The 15790-nt window shown below is 66.0% G+C and carries 15 protein-coding genes and 1 pseudogene; 9 read left to right on the top strand and 7 right to left on the bottom strand.

From position 1 onward, the window contains the following. Positions 1-52 precede the first annotated feature (52 nt). The 5 genes and pseudogenes from E2C06_RS39600 to E2C06_RS22080 all read left to right on the top strand — a co-directional run. A pseudogene (locus tag E2C06_RS39600) lies at positions 53-220 on the top strand (IS3 family transposase); the annotation flags it as partial. Between the two features lie 438 nt (positions 221-658). Then, positions 659-1885 (top strand): LLM class flavin-dependent oxidoreductase, encoded by a 1227-nt coding sequence (locus tag E2C06_RS22095; RefSeq protein WP_133290778.1) that lies wholly within the window; start codon positions 659-661, stop codon positions 1883-1885. A 345-nt stretch (positions 1886-2230) separates the two neighbouring features. Continuing rightward, entirely contained in the window at positions 2231-2425 is a 195-nt protein-coding gene (locus E2C06_RS22090; protein WP_133290777.1) for a transposase, read from the top strand. 82 nt (positions 2426-2507) lie between these two features. Continuing rightward, a complete protein-coding gene (locus tag E2C06_RS22085; RefSeq protein WP_133290776.1) occupies positions 2508-3026 on the top strand; it encodes a lipocalin-like domain-containing protein in 519 nt (172 codons plus the stop codon). A 150-nt stretch (positions 3027-3176) separates the two neighbouring features. Next, positions 3177-4124, top strand: coding sequence for an aldolase/citrate lyase family protein (locus tag E2C06_RS22080; RefSeq protein WP_165982569.1), 948 nt, complete (start codon positions 3177-3179; stop codon positions 4122-4124). Between the two features lie 40 nt (positions 4125-4164). On the opposite strand, the gene E2C06_RS22075 is transcribed toward E2C06_RS22080, so the two are convergent. Together E2C06_RS22075 and E2C06_RS22070 are read right to left on the bottom strand one after the other, a co-directional pair. Further along, complete coding sequence (locus tag E2C06_RS22075) at positions 4165-5130, bottom strand: D-2-hydroxyacid dehydrogenase family protein (RefSeq protein ID WP_133290774.1); 966 nt, start codon at positions 5128-5130, stop codon at positions 4165-4167. A gap of 49 nt (positions 5131-5179) precedes the next feature. Continuing rightward, complete coding sequence (locus tag E2C06_RS22070; RefSeq protein ID WP_165982568.1) at positions 5180-6775, bottom strand: ABC transporter substrate-binding protein; 1596 nt, start codon at positions 6773-6775, stop codon at positions 5180-5182. A 309-nt stretch (positions 6776-7084) separates the two neighbouring features. On the opposite strand from E2C06_RS22070, the gene E2C06_RS22065 reads away from it, so the two are divergent. Both E2C06_RS22065 and E2C06_RS22060 read left to right on the top strand, forming a co-directional pair. Then, complete coding sequence (locus E2C06_RS22065; RefSeq protein WP_133290801.1) at positions 7085-8095, top strand: ABC transporter ATP-binding protein; 1011 nt, start codon at positions 7085-7087, stop codon at positions 8093-8095. Next, positions 8092-9111: an ABC transporter ATP-binding protein gene (locus E2C06_RS22060; RefSeq protein ID WP_133290772.1), complete on the top strand. Its 1020-nt coding sequence runs from the start codon at positions 8092-8094 to the stop codon at positions 9109-9111. The genes E2C06_RS22065 and E2C06_RS22060 overlap by 4 nt, the downstream gene beginning before the upstream one ends. Before the next feature lie 70 nt (positions 9112-9181). Here E2C06_RS22060 and E2C06_RS22055 read toward each other — a convergent pair whose 3' ends face one another. The 5 genes from E2C06_RS22055 to E2C06_RS37795 all read right to left on the bottom strand — a co-directional run bounded on the left by E2C06_RS22055 (position 9182) and on the right by E2C06_RS37795 (position 14042). Beyond that, positions 9182-10084: an ABC transporter permease gene (locus E2C06_RS22055; RefSeq protein ID WP_133290771.1), complete on the bottom strand. Its 903-nt coding sequence runs from the start codon at positions 10082-10084 to the stop codon at positions 9182-9184. Further along, a complete protein-coding gene (locus E2C06_RS22050) occupies positions 10081-11070 on the bottom strand; it encodes an ABC transporter permease (protein WP_165982566.1) in 990 nt (329 codons plus the stop codon). The genes E2C06_RS22055 and E2C06_RS22050 overlap by 4 nt, the downstream gene beginning before the upstream one ends. Before the next feature lie 528 nt (positions 11071-11598). Beyond that, positions 11599-12492 carry an autotransporter domain-containing protein gene (locus tag E2C06_RS22045; RefSeq protein WP_165982565.1) on the bottom strand — a complete coding sequence of 298 codons (894 nt, stop codon included), beginning with the start codon at positions 12490-12492 and terminating at the stop codon, positions 11599-11601. Positions 12493-12651: 159 nt separating this feature from the next. Continuing rightward, on the bottom strand, positions 12652-13236 hold the full coding sequence (locus E2C06_RS22040) for a hypothetical protein (protein ID WP_133290768.1): 585 nt from the start codon (positions 13234-13236) through the stop codon (positions 12652-12654). Next, positions 13233-14042: a DUF2092 domain-containing protein gene (locus E2C06_RS37795; protein ID WP_165982564.1), complete on the bottom strand. Its 810-nt coding sequence runs from the start codon at positions 14040-14042 to the stop codon at positions 13233-13235. The genes E2C06_RS22040 and E2C06_RS37795 overlap by 4 nt, the downstream gene beginning before the upstream one ends. Positions 14043-14363: 321 nt before the next feature. On the opposite strand from E2C06_RS37795, the gene E2C06_RS37790 reads away from it, so the two are divergent. Next, positions 14364-14951 (top strand): hypothetical protein, encoded by a 588-nt coding sequence (locus E2C06_RS37790; RefSeq protein ID WP_165982563.1) that lies wholly within the window; start codon positions 14364-14366, stop codon positions 14949-14951. 28 nt (positions 14952-14979) lie between these two features. Next, entirely contained in the window at positions 14980-15750 is a 771-nt protein-coding gene (locus E2C06_RS22030; protein WP_133290766.1) for a hypothetical protein, read from the top strand. Positions 15751-15790: the final 40 nt, after the last annotated feature.

Raw genomic sequence — 15790 nt, 5'->3', positions numbered from 1 at the left:
TACCAGGGCTCCTCCAGGCGGCCGGGACGGCGCCGCGCCGAGGGCCGCCACAGGCTGGCCGGCGGCCTATCGTCGATATGCGGAGGAAAGTCTGTCGATCCACACCGAGCTGCCCCGGCGAAAGCGGGCCTGGCGCTACCGGCAGGGAGGTCGGGGAGCGGCAGCGCCGAACGAGATCTGGGCCATGGGCTTCATGTCGGGCCAGCTGTTCAACGGCCGTTCAGCCCTGGGCAACTTGACCCCGAGGGCCTTCGCCCACCAAGGTCAATCAGCCGGAGACCTGGCGTAACTCCCGGACCAGTGCCAGAAAAACTCTCGGCCTCAATGGAGCAGCTTCGAGGGCTCGGACCAACCGTCGAATTCAAGGCCAACCCTTCACTCAAGCAGGCTGCCCTCGCTGGCCTGAAGAAGGCGAAGCGAAAGGCCAAGAAGGACTGACGCCGGTAGTCCGGTCCGTTACCGACCTTGCTGACCTGAGGTTTTACGACATCGACCTCGCAGTGTCCGTGCCAAGCTTGCCGAACGGCCGGAGCGTTGCTTATCATCCTATATGGCTGCCTGAAGAGACATAACGATGCTCGGCAGCTCTCATAACGGCCGCGCGTGACAGGACGGCCTCGCCCCGCCGCTCTGACGTCGGCGACAAGGAGACGTCCTCATGCCTCGGCTCGGCTTCGGTGCCTTCCTCGCCCCGCATCACCCGATCGGCGAGCACCCGTTACTGCAGTTCCGCCGCGACCTTGATTTGGTCGAGCATCTCGACAAGCTTGGATACGACGAATTCTGGTGCGGCGAACACCATTCCAGCGGCTGGGAGATGGTAGCCTCGCCAGAAATGTTCCTTGCTGCTGCGGGCGAACGGACGAAGCGCATCAAGCTGGCGACCGGCGTGGTCTCCCTGCCCTACCACCACCCATTCAACGTCGCGCAGCGCATGGTGCAGCTCGACTACATGACCGGTGGTCGCGTGATATTCGGCTCCGGGCCTGGAGCCTTGGCGTCGGACGCCCACACGCTCGGCATCGACCCGATGCTGCTGCGCGACCGGCAGGACGAGGCGATTGGCATCATCCGCCGGCTGTTCCGGGGCGAGCGTGTCACGTACCAAAGTGACTGGTTCAATCTGAACGACGCCGCACTGCAGCTCTTGCCGCTGCAGGAGGACATGCCCTTTGCTGTCGCGTCGCAGATCAGCCCGTCCGGGATGACCCTGGCCGGCAAGCACGGCATCGGCATCATCTCCATCGGCTCGCTCTCGACCGAGGGGCTCAACGCGCTGCCGACGCAGTGGGGCTTTGCCGAACAGGCAGCACGCAAGCACGGCACCACCATCGACCGGAAGAATTGGCGCGTCCTGCTGAGCTGGCACATCGCCGAGACGCGCGAGAAGGCACGGGCCGAGGCGCGCGACGGTCTTATGCGCCACCATAACGAATATATCGCCGGCACACTGCAGCGGCCCGGTGCCAAGCCGTTCACTGATCCGGACGAAGCCGTGGAGAAGACCGCCTACGGTCCCGGTGCGGTTGCGACGATCGGGACGCCGGACGACCTCATCGCACGGATCAAAGAGGTTGTGGCGCTCAGCGGCGGCTTCGGGACGCTGGTCGGCTTCGTGCATGACTGGGCTAATCCCGAGAATACCTTCCGCAGCTGGGACATGGTGGCGCGCTACGTGGTGCCCGAGATTAACGGGTACCTCGCCGGCCTGCGCAAATCGCGCGAGTTCGTCGCGACGAATCGCGAGTACTTCGAGCGGGCGCGTGACGCGGTGATGGCTAAGATTACCGAGAACGCCTCGGCTGCCGAAGCACTGAAGGTGACCAAGTCGCAGATGCTCGCGGCGTCGTCCAGCAACGTGCCGGATTTCGACAAGCAGCATTGATAATGACAAGCCGAATTGGTGATTTCTGAGCCCGCCAAGGATGACGCTTCACTTGGGTGGTAGACGCAGGGGTGTTGTAACGGGACATGCCAGGGGATCAGATGTAGCACCCGAGCCCCGGCGCGGCGCCGGTCAGCGCGGCGTTCTGGCGGTTACCGCCGCGCGTGACGAACCATCTGCTCCCATACGGTCGGAAATGAAGCGCACATTCACTCCATGTACCGCTCAGGACAGCCGCATCGAGGCAAAGCGCCGCCGGAAGCAGCGGGGAGCAAACTAGGGCCCGTTAGCGCCGGAACGCTGCTTTGGTGTCGGCGTTGAGCGGCCCCTTCGTGGAAGGCGGCTGTGGTGCTGTCGGACGAGCAGTGGGTTGTGCAGAAGCCAGTGGTGGAAGCCTGTCCCCCGCATGCCAAGGTGCCGCCGAGCAACCTGCGGCGGACGATTTCGGCCATCATCTGGCGACACACAAACGGGGCGAAGTGGCATGCCCTGCCAGAGGAGTTCGGGCCATGGTGGATGGCAGGTCAGACCTTCATTTAACTTGCTTGCCGGACTGTCCACTGCTGCCGCATTGACGCTTACCGCGTACGCTCAATAGGCTGTTGGCTCGGGAGGGTACGAAATGCGAGCCGGATTTTTACGCCGTGACATCACGGCGGCCTTCGCGGCAGCAATGTCGGCGCTGGGCATCGGCCGGGCAAGCGCACAAGACGCCTCGGCGACAAAAGTCACCGGGAATGGTACCAGCCTTGTCGGCACTTGGAAGGTGGTCGGAGCCACGTCCCGCGATGCGAATGGTAAGTCCCTACCGCAGCCTTACGGTCCCAAGGGTATGGGTGTCGTGACGCTCAACGCGGACGGACGAATGATGGCAGTGCTGTGCGACGGCCGCACCGAACTTCCGGAAGGCACGCGGCGCGATTACGCCTCGTATTGTGGAAATTACACGTTCGATGGCACGACCCTCGTCACCAAGGTCGACGCGTCCTCGGGCGGGCGGATTACCATCGGCAGCGACCAAGTGCGGAAGGTCCGATTTGAAGGCGGTCACCTGGTGCTCACGCCGCCGCCGGCAGAGATCAACGGCGTGATGCAGTACCGAGACATCTTCTGGAAGCGGCTCAGCACCGAACCCGCGTAGCTGATTCGGCACAAGCCACGGCAAGCCTCACTTCTCTGCGCTAGCCACCACTGATTGCCGATCCGCTGCCATCATGAGCATCACGAGCCAGACCGGCGCGGGGTTGATTGGATGGCGGCCCAACACAACCGCGATAGCAGGGGCAAAACCATGCCGAGCCGCATCAACAGGGCGATCGAATTATTGCAGCAGGATCAAGCGATCTACTATGCGGGCCACCACACCGGGCATGTTCTGACCTATGCTCAGGGGATTGAGGACGCGCAGACTTGGGCAGATTATATCAACATTGGCATGGAGCATGGCGCTTTCGACGTCGTCGGACTGGCGGAGTACATGCGCGGCTTGGTCGATGGTGGGCCGATCCGGTCAGGACATCGGACACCCGCCGTGGTGGTGGAAGCGCCGGTCAACGGCACCGACGATGCGAATGTCAGGTACAATGCTTGGCAGTTCCGACAGATTCTCGGCCGCGGGGTGCACGGCGTGCTGTTGTGTCAGGCCGAAACAGCCGATGCAGTGCGCGCCTTTGTTGAGGCCTGCCGCTATCCGCACCAACTTGCAGGTGTCGACCCAGCGTTACCCTCACCACTCGATCGCATGCATGGAGTGACGGCAATCGCGCCGGGCCACCGCCTTCTTCGCGTCGGAACGCGTGGGCGTGGCTCGGAGAGAACCGCTGCGCCGATCTGGGGCGTTGATGAGGAGGAGTATTTCCGGCGGTGCGATCCATGGCCGCTCAACTCGGACGGCGAGCTGCTGCTCGGAGTAAAGATCGAGAGTCCGGAGGGTGTGGCGCGATGCGAGGAGATCCTGGCCGTACCCGGCATCGGCTTCGCCGAGATGGGACCGGGCGACCTGGGGCTGTCCCTTCTCGGCCGGACGGCGCTTCAGCCGTCGCCCTACCCAGCTGAGATGCAGGAAGCCCGTGAACGCGTCTTTGCTGCCTGCCGCGCTAACGGGATCGCCTTCCTGGAAGGTTGCATGCCGGAGACGATCGCCGCTCGGCTCGACGAAGGCGTGCGCGTGATCGCCGGCGGGCGGGAAGATACGGCGTGCGTCGGCAGGGCGCACCAGCGCCGTGGCATGCCGGCGTAACCCGTTTATCCACTGTCCACGCATCCCGTCGCTGACGCGGCTATCCTGAGTCGGCCACGACATTGATAGGTGATCCGACAAGGAAAGCCCGGATCTGGGCGAAGATCTCGCCGAACTGCATGTCGTATTCCTCAACCGTCACATAGCCGATATGCGGCGTCGCTAGCACGTTGGGCAGACGCAGCAACGGGTGGTCGGGATCACGCAGCGGCTCATCCTCGAAGACATCGACGGCGGCCATGCCGGGGCGCCCGGCGCGCAACGCTACCGCCAGCGCGCCCGGTGCGATCAGTCCGGCCCGGCTGGTGTTCACCAGCAGCGCATCCGGCCTCATGCGCCCGAGATCCTCGGCCGTAATGTTGTGTCGCGTCGCATCCACCAGTTTCAGGTGCAGGCTGAGTACGGCGCTCTCGGCATACAGGGCAGCGCGGCTGTCGGCGACCGTCCAACCTGCCTCGCGCGCGCGGGCACGCGATGCCTCGCTCGCCCAGACCAGGACCTGCATGCCGAAGGCCTGGCCGAGCCGCGCCACCTCCTGCCCCAGCCGGCCGAAGCCGTGAATGCCGAGGCTGCGCCCGCGCAGTGTGCGCCCCACGCCGCATTGCCACCGGCCCGCCCGCAGGGACGCGACCTGCTGCGGCAGGCTGCGCATGGCGGCGAGGATCAGCGCCCAGGTAAACTCCGCCGTAGCAACGCTCGGCGCACCCGGCTGCAGGCTGGAACAGACCGTCACGCCATGCCGCGCGCAGGCCGCGAGGTCGATATGCGGAAATGGGCCGATTTGGCTGATCAGTTGCAGCCGCGGCAGGCGGGCGACCAGGTCGCCCGTGATCTGCGTACGTTCGCGGATCGGGACCAAGATGTCGACGTCGCGCAGACGCTCCGCCAGCCTGTCGGTGTCCTGGACATGGTCCGTCCAGATCGTCACCTCATGGCCCGCGAGCTGCCCGAAGCAGGGCAGCGTGCGGACCGTGTCGAAATAATCGTCGAGGATGGCGATGCGCATGGAACCTCGGTGGCGGTGGGCCGGAGCTGCGCCGCCGGCCCGTCTCTCGCTACTTGTCGAGCCACATGGTGTCCATCCGGACCACGTCGTAGATGCCGAAATAGTCCTTCGGATTGTGGCCCTTCACGTAGTTCCAATACCCGTCGATGATCTGTTCCCAGGCGACCGGCAGCAGCGGCGGGTTCTCCTCCATCACCGCTTCGGCCTGGCGGATCAGACCGAGCCGCTTCTCGCTGTCGACCTCGCGGTCGATCTGCGGGATCAGCGCGTCCATGCGCGGGTCCGACCAGTTCGAATAGTTCTGTGGCCCGCCGGTCCTGTACCAAGCGTTGAAGTAGTCGGACGGATCGAGCAGCGTCGACACCACCGCGCCGATCGCTAGGTCGTAATTGCCGTTGTTCACGTCGTCGAACCAGACGGATTCGACCACGCTGCGCAACCGGCATTCGATGTTCAAGGTTTGCTGCAGCATCGCCTGAATTGCCTGCGCCCACAGCTTGAAGCTGGCGACGTCGCGGGCAACGAAGTCGAGGCCGCGGATGCCGCGCCCATGCCCGGCCGCCGTCATCAGCGCCTTCGCCTCCCGGACCGCGGCGGAGGGGTCGGCCTGGTAGCCGACGCGCTTGACCAGCTGGTCCTTGGGTGTGGCGAATTCCGAGAAGGGATAGATGAAGCCGCCGACCTGCATCGGCGTGACATCCTTCACCACCTCGACCAGTACCGCCTTGTCCAGCACCAGATGCATGGCGCGGCGCACTCTGGGATCGCCAAGCGGGCTCTTGCGGGCATTCACCCAGGTCGCCTGAATGACACTCTGGTTGAATTGCGCCATCGCCATCTGCGGGTTTTGCTTTATTCGCCGCCCCGAAACGGGATCCATGATCCGCCCGTAATCCGTGCGGTTCGACAGCACGGCCGATCCGAGCTCGGGCGAGAAGGGCAGCGCATGATAGAATTCGATGCCGTCTAGGTAGGGCAGCCCCGCATTCCAGTAGTTCGGGTTTCGCTCCATCACCCAGACCTCGTTCTCGACGCGGCGAACCTGGCGGAACGGCCCGGTGCCGGACAGGCTGGCGACGCGGCGAAGATTGTAGTTGTTGTCCTCGAGCACCTTCTTGCTGAGGATTACATTCCAGCCGCTGGCGAAGGCGCTCATCATGAAGCTGGGCGGCCGGCCCTCGCTCAGTTTAAATTCGACGGTGCGCTTGTCGCGGGCAGTGATGGATTCCACCGCCGCGAACAATACGCTGCGCGGAATGCTAATGCCCTGGGGCGGCTTGTGAATGCGGTCGAAGGTTGCCTTCACATCCTCCGCCGTCAGCTCTGCGCCGTCGTGGAAATGCACGCCCTCGCGCAGGAAGAAGGTGTAGGTCTTGCCGTCGGGCGCGATCTGCCAACTATGCGCGAGGTCGGGGATGATGGTTTGGCCGCTGTCGCGCGGGTCGCGCCGGATAAGGTTGTCGAAGAGGCAACCCTGCGCGCCAAGGCTGTTGATCGTGCCGGACTGGTGCACGTCAAAATGCGGCGGCCGGTTGGTGATGGCGTAACGCAGCACGCCGCCACGCTTCGGGTTAGGCTCGGGCGCCGCGAGCTGGAATTTGCGCCCGTCATAGTCCAGCGGGATCTCGGCTGCCTTGCTCCGCATCGGGTTAAGCCCCACCGCCATGGCGGCACCGCCCAGGGCACCGGCTTGCAGGATTTGGCGGCGCCCCCAAACACTGCTCGTGGGACGATGGCTGTCCATGGCTGTATTCCTCCCTGATGCGCCGGTGTTCCGGCTGCCTTCTTCGTCGGGCGGGTTCTCCGCGGAGGCGGGTGGAATATTCTTGAGGTCCGTCCCGGCCGTGGTACCGTCCCGACAACAAGCCTACAGGTCGGCCAGGGAGGAAGTCACGTCGTGAATCGGATCGTGCCGGAGGAGCCGGCGCGGGGATCGGCGCCGCATACGGGCCCGATCAATACCGCCGAGGCCCTTCTCTCCGTCGAAAATCTGCGTACCGAGTTCCGCACAGCCAGCGGTCCGATCGCAGCCGTCGACGATGTCTCCTTCGACCTTCGCCCGGGTGAGACCCTGTGCATCGTGGGCGAATCCGGCTGCGGCAAGAGCGTCACCGCCTTGTCCATCCTACGCCTGGTGCCGAACCCGCCAGGGCGGATCGCCGGTGGCAGCATCCGCTACGGCGCGCGCGACCTGCTGCTGCTCAGCGAGGGAGAGATGGAAGCGGTCCGCGGCAACGAGATCAGCATGATCTTTCAGGAACCCATGACCTCGCTGAACCCGCTCTTTACGGTCGGCCGGCAAATCGCCGAGGCGATTGCGCTGCACCAGGGCGCCTCGGCAAAGGTGGCGATGCAGCGGGCGATCGAGACGCTGCGGCGGGTGTCGATCCCCGATGCCGAGCGGCGCGCGCAGGCCTATCCGCACCAGCTTTCGGGCGGCATGCGACAGCGGGTGATGATCGCCATGGCGCTGGCCTGCCATCCCGCGGTGCTGATCGCGGACGAGCCGACCACGGCACTCGACGTGACTATCCAGGCCCAGATCCTCGACCTGATCCGCGAGCAGCAGGAGGCGCTGGGCATGGCGGTGCTGCTGATCACCCATGACATGGGCGTGGTCGCGGAGAATGCCGACCGCGTCGTGGTCATGTATGCCGGTCGCAAGGTCGAGGAGGCATCGGTCGCCGAGCTCTTCAATCACCCCGCTCATCCCTATACGCGCGGCCTGCTCGGTTCGCTGCCGAGTCTCGACGATGCGGCCCACGGCGATGTGCGAAAGGCGCGGCTGACCGAGATCAAGGGGATGGTGCCGTCGCTGGCGTGCATGCCGGCCGGCTGCCGCTTCGCGCCACGCTGCCCCTTCGCCGAAGCGCGGTGCCAGGACGCATCGCCGCCGCTGGTGGCGCACCGGGCGGATCACCTGGTCGCCTGCTGGAAGGCCGATGCCGTGGCGAGGGCAGCATGAGCGCGGCGGCGGGCGTCGCGCCGTTGCTCGCGGTGCGCGACCTGAGCAAGATCTTCCCGATCCGGCGTGGCATCTTCGGCGGCACCGCCGGCCAGGTCCATGCCGTCGATGGCGTATCCTTCGAGATGGCCGCCGGCGAGACGCTCGGCCTGGTCGGTGAGAGCGGCTGCGGCAAGTCGACGGCGGGCCGGCTGCTGCTGCGGCTGATCGAGCCTTCGGGCGGCCAAGTCCGCTTTCACGGCGCGGAGATCACCGGGCTCGACGCCGGCGCCATACTGCCGGTCCGCCGGCGCATGCAGATGATCCACCAGGACCCTTATGCCTCCTTGAACCCGCGCATGCAGGCGGGCGAGATCGTCGGCGAACCGCTGGTGATCCATGGCATGGGCGACAAGGCGGCGCGCCAGGCGCGCGTGGCGCAACTGTTCGAGCGGGTAGGGCTGCGGCCTGATCAGCAGCGCAGCTATGCGCATGAATTCTCGGGCGGGCAGCGCCAGCGGCTCGGCATCGCCCGCGCCCTCGCCCTCGGGCCCGAACTGATCGTCTGCGACGAGCCGGTCTCGGCGCTCGACGTTTCGATCCGAGCGCAAATCCTCAACCTGCTCATGGACCTGCAGGACGAGTTCGGCTTCGCCTACTTGTTCGTCTCGCACGACTTGGCCGTGGTGGAACATATCAGCCACCGTGTCGCCGTCATGTATCTCGGCCGCATCGTGGAGTTGACCGACAAGACGACGCTCTTTGAGGAGCCGCTGCATCCCTATACCGAAGCGTTGCTGGCCGCGGTGCCCGTGCCGAAGGTCACGGGACGGCGCCGGACGCGCAAGCCGCTGCAGGGCGACGTGCCGAGTCCGATCAACCGGCCCAGCGGCTGCCACTTCCATCCGCGCTGCGCCTACGTCCACGCCCCCTGCCACACGCGTGAGCCGGTCCTGCGCGAGGTGACGCCGGGGCACCTAGTCGCGTGCCACCTGCACGATGCCGGACCGCGCCTGCCACTCGCGCGGCAGACTTGATGGCGGGCCGCTACACCGAATTCAGATCGGATTCACGCTTCCGGACGTTTTCACCCTCCCGCGATCCGCTCTAGACCGATCCGCGCAGCCGCGGGTCGAGCAGGTCGCGCAACCCATCGCCGAGCAGGTTGAATGCGAGCACCGTCAGCGTGATCGCCAAGCCCGGGAACAACACCAGCCACCAGGGCGGCACCAGCCCGGCGTTCAGGCTGTCGGCCAGCATGTTGCCCCAGGTCGGCATGGGCGGCGGGATGCCCACCCCGAGAAAGCCGAGCGACGCCTCTATGATGATCGCCACGCCCAGATGGGCCGTGGCGAGGATCAGGAAGGGAGCGATGCATTGCGGCAGGATGTGACGGAGCATCAACCGCAGATGTGACGCGCCGAGTCCGCGTGCCGCTTCGACGAAAGGCATCTCCTTTACCGACAGCACGACCGAGCGGACGACGCGCCCGCCGAACGGGATGCGGGTGATCGCAATCGCCAGGATCACCGTCCAGGTTCCCGCCCCCAGTGCCATGGCGATCGCCATGGCCAGGATCAGGTCCGGGAAGGACTGCATGAACTCGATCACGCGCTGGCTGAACAGGTCGAAGCGTCCGCCGAAATAGCCGCAGGCTAGACCCCACAAAGCGCCTACCGTCGTACCGAAAAGGACCGCGGCGGCGGCCACCATCAGGGATGTCTGGCTGCCATGGATGACGCGGCTGAGCACGTCGCGCCCCACCTGATCCGTCCCGAACCAGGCGGCCTCACTCGGTGGCTTTGACATCAGTCGGAAGTTGGCGGCAAGCGGGTCGTACGGAGCGATCAGCGGGGCGAGGATGGCGACGAGCACGATCACCGCCGCGACGACTGCCCAGAAGGCGGTAGTCGGCGATCGGCGGGCGAAGCGCCGGAACCCGCCGAGCACGTGCGTCTGCCGGCCCGGTTCGGCCGGCCCGGCGAGGACAAGGGGATCGCTCGCGCTCATTGGAAGCGAATCCTCGGATCGATCCAGGCGATCAGGATATCGATGGCGATGTTCAAGATGACGAAGACGACGGCATAGAGGAAGACTAGGTTCTGCATGACGAAGACGTCGCGCTCGCTGACCGCGGTGTACATCGCAGAGCCAAGGCCCGGCGTGCCGAAAGCGCGCTCCACCGGGATCGAGCCCGCAAGGACGAAGCCGAGCAGGATGCCTGAGAGAGTGACGACCGGCAGCAGCGCATTGGGCAGCGCATGCAGCCGGATCACGGCGCGCCGGTTGACCCCCTTGGCGCGCGCCGTGCGGACGTAGTCCTCCCGGATGACCTCGAGCAAGGAGGAGCGGGCCATGCGGGCGATGTAGGCTGCTTGGCCCAGTCCGAGCACGATCGCCGGCCCCGCTATCATCTGCAGCGTCGTCCAGGGATCGTTGAGCAGCGAGGCCCCGGTCAGCGGCGCCCGATAGCCGAAGGCGAATAGCAGCCCCAGGACGATCAGCATGCCCAGCCAGAAGCCGGGCACCGCCAGGAAAAGGATCGAGATGAAGCGGACGACGTTGTCCGCCAGGCTGTTCGGCCGGAGCGCGCTGACGATTGCGACCGGTAGGCCGATTACCCAGGACAGCAGCACGGACAGGAAGGCGATCTGCGCCGTCAGCGGGCCGCGGCGCAGGATCATGTCGGCGACACTTTCGGAGCGGAAGAAGGAACGCCCGAATTCGCCGCGAAGGATGTCGCCCATCCATCGCAGGTATTGCACATGGAGCGGGTCGCTCAATCCGAGTTCCGCCATGTACCCCGCGCGCTGGTCTTCCGTCAGGCGGGTGAAGCCGTCAGGACCGAAGATCGCTACCAGCGGATCGCCGGGCAGCACGCGCATGATGCCGAAGACGAGGATGGAGACGCCGAACACGGTCAGCGCTCCCAGGGCCAGGCGCCGGGACATGTAGCCGAGCATCAGTTCGGCCCGGACCAGCCGCGACGCGCGCATGCGCGATGTCGTTTCACCTTTCCTCCCCGGATGGACTTTTCGTGACATATCGCGACGATCGGCCGCGTAAGCCCGTGTCCTTCTCCGAGACGCTAGGACCGCTGCACCGAAGAGGTCAACGAATTGATCGCGCAACTGCGTTTGTGCTGCTTGTATTACAAGCTGTCAGCGGCGCGTCTCCCGTAGCAGCCGCGCAAGTGCGCCCGTTATGAACACCTCCGATTTTGCCGTGTCGGGACGGTGAGATACTCAGAGGCTGGATCGGCGTTGTCAGCCCAGATTCGCTACAATCATCGGCTGAGAGTTGCTGTCGGCAGCGCCCCAGAGAATTGCATATTCCAATTTTCAACGCCGCAGCGGCGGGAGCCGAGGAACGAAAGTCTCTGACAGGTCATGCCGAGCTGGGACGGCCAAGCCCCCATGGTGTAGTCGGGACCGATGAGGATGTTTGTTGTAGACTGAGCTTTGCCGATACAGCCCTTTGCAGCTTTGAGAAACATCTTTCCCGCTTCGTACGGCCTCTGCACGTCAAAAACTGAGGCCTAACCCGACCGAAAAGCCAGAAACGTTCTCGCCGAATACGTAGCGCCCGACCCAGCGCAGCCGCTGCGCAGTCAGGCCAAACGCGCCAACCTCAAGTTTTCCGAGATCAAGTTCCAATCCCGCACCGAGCTTCGTCAGAAATTCGAAACCGAGAGCCGAACGCTGCGCCCCAATGAAATGAGAGTGCTGCGCCTCTAGCACCCACCGGACCGGCCGGCCGAAAGCCTCGTATCCCGTTGGGACTCGCAACCTAGCCCAGAGGCTGACAGTTGTTGCCTCCATCGTGCTGCGGATCGCCACCGAGGTATCGTCGAAGGTTGCCAAATGCAGTCTTGTCCCTCGGAGTTCGACGTCAACCTCGCGCTGAGGGCGGTGATCATACCAGGCGAGAACGAGGGACCCACCCAATCCCCAGGCATTCAGCCGCCCGCGGCTCAGAAAATCAAAGTCGCGCTCACGACGGAGGTTGACCAGCGCGCCTGCCAAGGCGAGGTCGGTTGTCACATGCGCCCCGGCAGCGTTCACAATGGGGCGGAGATAGAGCCGATCAGATAAGGCGATGTCCCAGCCGGCGCCCACAGTGACTGATATCTGGTTCCAGCGTGTCGGGACCTGTCTTGCCTCCTCGCCATCGCTGAACACGAAGCGCGGATCGTAGCGTGCATAGCCGAGGTAACCTTCGAGGTAGAGCGGCATCTCCTTGCTGACGGTGAAACCAGCGCCAAGCTGGCCCAGGGTGACTCCGACATCCTGACCCGTGTCGCTTCGATTGATCTGCAATGCGCTAGCAGTGCCGTCGGGGATAACGGAAAAGGCGAGAAGGCCAAGTGCATCCTCGGCAACGCTACGCGGCGAAGTGCCTAAGAGGCCTACCTGCATCCGCGGCCCGTGTGCATCCTCCGCGCAAGCGCTGGCTGCCTGCAAGCCGAGCACCGCGCCAAGCATCGTCGCCGCGAGACGTGGCCTTGAACTCACCGCATGCGTCCTCAGCCGATCCGCTTCAACCGAATCAGGTGATCTTCAGGCTCACGGGGCGACTCAGGGCGTCGGAATTACAAGGTAGACGACCTGCGAGCCTTCCATGAAGGCCTGCAGCCAAGCACTGCCGCAGCGGTAGTAGGTCGTCTGACCGACGCGCTGGGTCGTGCAGCCATTCGGCAGCGTGGCGAGCCGCATCCCAACCTCGAGCGTGGTTCCGGGCGGCGCAGTGGCACCCTGCACGCCTGTCATGGTGTTCGATTGTTGCATTGCGCCTGACACCAGACCTGCCGTCGCGCCTGCAATCACGCCCGTGGCGACGACGGCACCGACGCTCGGCCCACTGGCGTAGCCGGGATAGACCGGCACGACGACGGCGCCGCCGCGCCGTGGCGCCGCAACCGTGATGTCGTTGCCGATGTTGACGTTTCCATTCACCCGGTTTCCGCCTTGATTCCCAACCTGCGCGGAGTGCTTGGCGGTCCGGGGCGGCGCCGAATGGCGGGGCGCCGTCGCGGTACGTGCCGGTCGCTCCTCGGGCTTGCGCACCTGCGCCTGCGCTTCGCCGCCGACGAGCATCGGGGCGATGACGGCAAGGCCGGCGAGCAGCCGCGTGCTGTGCCGCCTAAGAGGAGGACGGGTCATGGGCGCGCTCCTGGGGCCTGCGATGGTTGGGATGGCGCAAGGCCGCGTTCGCGCCATGACAGCTCGGTCGCGCCGGGCGGCGGCACGAACGTGAAATCGGCGACGTCGAGCTTCGCCTTCAGGTTCCAGCTCTGGAATTCGAGTACGGTGCGCGGCGCGCCCGGCGCCTTTCGGTCGATGGCGACCAAGCGGCAGGGCAACGGCTGGCCACTGGCCGCGATCCAGATTTGCCAGTCCACCTCAAGGTTGCGCAGCATGAAGTGGTCGCAAGGCGCACCGTTCACCAGCGTGCGCCCGATCCGCGCGCCGGTCGTGCCCGGCTCGGTCAGCGCGGCGAAGGAGTCGGACGCCAGCAGGTCGCGCACCGGGACCTGAACGCCAAGCCGAAGTTCAAGCCGGTCAAGGAAGCCCTCGACATCGCCCGGCAGCGCGGCCCGCGCATAGGCGTTTGCCGTCAGGCTCAGCAGGGTCGCGGTGCTGCCGTCGTACCACAGCCGATAGCTGCCACGATCGCCGCCGACGAGAGCGGCGACGCCGCTGTCTCGCTTCAGGCCGACTGCGATGGTGGCGCCAAGGCTGACCATCTGGTCGCTGTCCGGCGCCGCCGGCACTTCGCGCAATTGGGTCAGTCGGACGGTCAGGCTCGGCGCCGCGGCGAGCGTGGCGCTCATGCGCCGCAGCGGTTCGGCGACCGCGGGATCCAGGCCTTGGGCCCGGGCGGGCAAGGCCGCGCCGCCCACCATGAGCGCGAGGGTCGCCATAGCCTCGAGCGGACGCAGCCTGTCGCGCCGTCGTCGCACCTGCATGGGTCTGAGCCTCCAGGACGGGATGCCCCGGACGGGAAAGGGCCCGCCGGATCGCCGATGGCATGCGCCAGCACGGTGGGTCCGCACTATCCGCTTCCCGCATGCCTCGCCCGGGGTCTCCGGGCGCATCGCCGTCGCGGAGCCGAGGAAGCGCCGGCCAAGGGCCGGCTGTGCCTTGCCATGGCGCCGAGCCGTGGCGGGGGCCAGCGCCTGCACCTCACGACGGGACGCGGGAAGCGGATAGCCCGCGGCGCAGGATTGGCAATGATCCGGCATCGCGCAGGAGCGAGCCTGCTCCGGCGTCAGAAGGGATTTTCCGCTATGACAACGCGGCGCCTGTCGCTTGCCATCCTCGGTACCATCATGCTCACCGGCGGCACCGCCGCTGCGCAGGCGCCGACGCCGACGCCGACGCCGACAATCGTCGAGGACCGCGCCCGGGTGGTCGCCGTCGTTGAATCGATCGACCTCAGGACGCGCACGGTGCTGCTGCGCAGCCCGGAGGACCGGCTGCTGGCCATCGTGGCCGGGCCGGAGGTGCGCAACCTGCCGAAGGTCCGGGCCGGCGACCGGGTGATCGTCGGCTATTACCGCGGCGTGGCAGTGCGGATGAGCCCGCCTGGCGCCGCCGCGGCGCAGCCGCGGCTCGACGCGGTCGGCATCCAGGCCGTGCCCGGCGAGAAGCCCGGCATCGGCGGCGCCGAGCGCCTTTTCACCCGCGTGCGGATCGTGTCGGTCGACAACGCGGCCGGTGCCGTGACCTTCACCGACCACGACACTGCCACCCACACCGTGACGCTGCGCAAGCCGGAGATGCGCGCCTTCGCGCGCCGCCTGAAGGCGGGTGACGAGGTCGACGTGGAGCTCGTCGAGGCCCTCGCCGTCAGCGTCGAGCCGGCGCCGCGCTGACCAGCCGTCGAGAAGAGGACGTCCCGCCATGCAAACCGCGTCGCGCTTGGCCGCCACGGCGCTTGCCTTCGCCGCCGCCTTGCCGCTCGCACAGACTGCGCGAGCGGAGGGTGAGGGGCTCAATTTCGCTCTCTCGCCCTACCTCTGGGTTGCCGGCATCAGCGGCAAGGTGACCACGCCCTTTCAGCGGGTGCCTGACAAGAGCGTGGAGGTGGATTTCGGCGACACGTTGTCAAACCTCTCCGGCTTCGCCTTCATGGGGGCTGCCGAGGCCCGGTATGGCCGCTTCGGCCTGCTCGGCGACTTCATGACGCTGACCGTCGATGCCGACATCAAGACGCCCCGCGACAGGCTCTTCTCAGGCGGCAGCGGCAATGTCACGACGACCAACGGCACCGTGCTTGGTCTCTTTCGTGTCGTGGAAACGGGGCCGCATGCGCTTGACCTCGGCGCCGGCGTGCGGCCCTGGTCGGTGACCACCAAGCTCTCGCTGCACGAGGGGTTGCTGCCGGGCCGGACGGTGAAGCCGACCATGAGCTGGACCGACCCGGTGCTCGCGCTGCGCTACGCCACCCGCATCTCTGGCAACTGGGGAGCGTCGCTTTACGGCGATGTCGGCGGCTTCGGCGCCGGCTCGCAGCTCACCTGGCAGCTGCTCGGGACCGTCGACTACAATATAACGAACTCGATCACCATGCGCCTTGGCTACCGGCACATGCAGGTCGAGCACCGGAAGCTCGGCACCGACCTCGATATCGGGCTGAGCGGGCCGATCATCGCCTCCACCTTCCGCTTCTAGCGGTACAGCCAAGCCACACGCACAAGGAGAGGACCGCCGC

Origin of the sequence: Dankookia rubra (assembly GCF_004355005.1) — a bacterium.
Taxonomy (GTDB): domain Bacteria; phylum Pseudomonadota; class Alphaproteobacteria; order Acetobacterales; family Acetobacteraceae; genus Paracraurococcus; species Paracraurococcus ruber_A.
Note: the sequence above shows the minus strand (reverse complement) of the source record. Positions and strands in the feature narration are given on the sequence as shown.

Bases quoted from the DNA above. Each gene is read 5' to 3' on its own strand.
- E2C06_RS22095 (WP_133290778.1), top strand. From the start codon at position 659: ATGCCTCGGCTCGGCTTCGGTGCCTTCCTCGCCCCGCATCACCCGATC.
- E2C06_RS22085 (WP_133290776.1), top strand. From the start codon at position 2,508: ATGCGAGCCGGATTTTTACGCCGTGACATCACGGCGGCCTTCGCGGCA.
- E2C06_RS22080 (WP_165982569.1), top strand. From the start codon at position 3,177: ATGCCGAGCCGCATCAACAGGGCGATCGAATTATTGCAGCAGGATCAA.
- E2C06_RS22075 (WP_133290774.1), bottom strand. From the start codon at position 5,130: ATGCGCATCGCCATCCTCGACGATTATTTCGACACGGTCCGCACGCTG.
- E2C06_RS22070 (WP_165982568.1), bottom strand. From the start codon at position 6,775: ATGCGGAGCAAGGCAGCCGAGATCCCGCTGGACTATGACGGGCGCAAA.
- E2C06_RS22060 (WP_133290772.1), top strand. From the start codon at position 8,092: ATGAGCGCGGCGGCGGGCGTCGCGCCGTTGCTCGCGGTGCGCGACCTG.
- E2C06_RS22055 (WP_133290771.1), bottom strand. From the start codon at position 10,084: ATGAGCGCGAGCGATCCCCTTGTCCTCGCCGGGCCGGCCGAACCGGGC.
- E2C06_RS22050 (WP_165982566.1), bottom strand. From the start codon at position 11,070: ATGCGCGCGTCGCGGCTGGTCCGGGCCGAACTGATGCTCGGCTACATG.
- E2C06_RS22045 (WP_165982565.1), bottom strand. From the start codon at position 12,492: ATGCAGGTAGGCCTCTTAGGCACTTCGCCGCGTAGCGTTGCCGAGGAT.
- E2C06_RS22040 (WP_133290768.1), bottom strand. From the start codon at position 13,236: ATGACCCGTCCTCCTCTTAGGCGGCACAGCACGCGGCTGCTCGCCGGC.
- E2C06_RS37795 (WP_165982564.1), bottom strand. From the start codon at position 14,042: ATGCAGGTGCGACGACGGCGCGACAGGCTGCGTCCGCTCGAGGCTATG.
- E2C06_RS37790 (WP_165982563.1), top strand. From the start codon at position 14,364: ATGACAACGCGGCGCCTGTCGCTTGCCATCCTCGGTACCATCATGCTC.
- E2C06_RS22030 (WP_133290766.1), top strand. From the start codon at position 14,980: ATGCAAACCGCGTCGCGCTTGGCCGCCACGGCGCTTGCCTTCGCCGCC.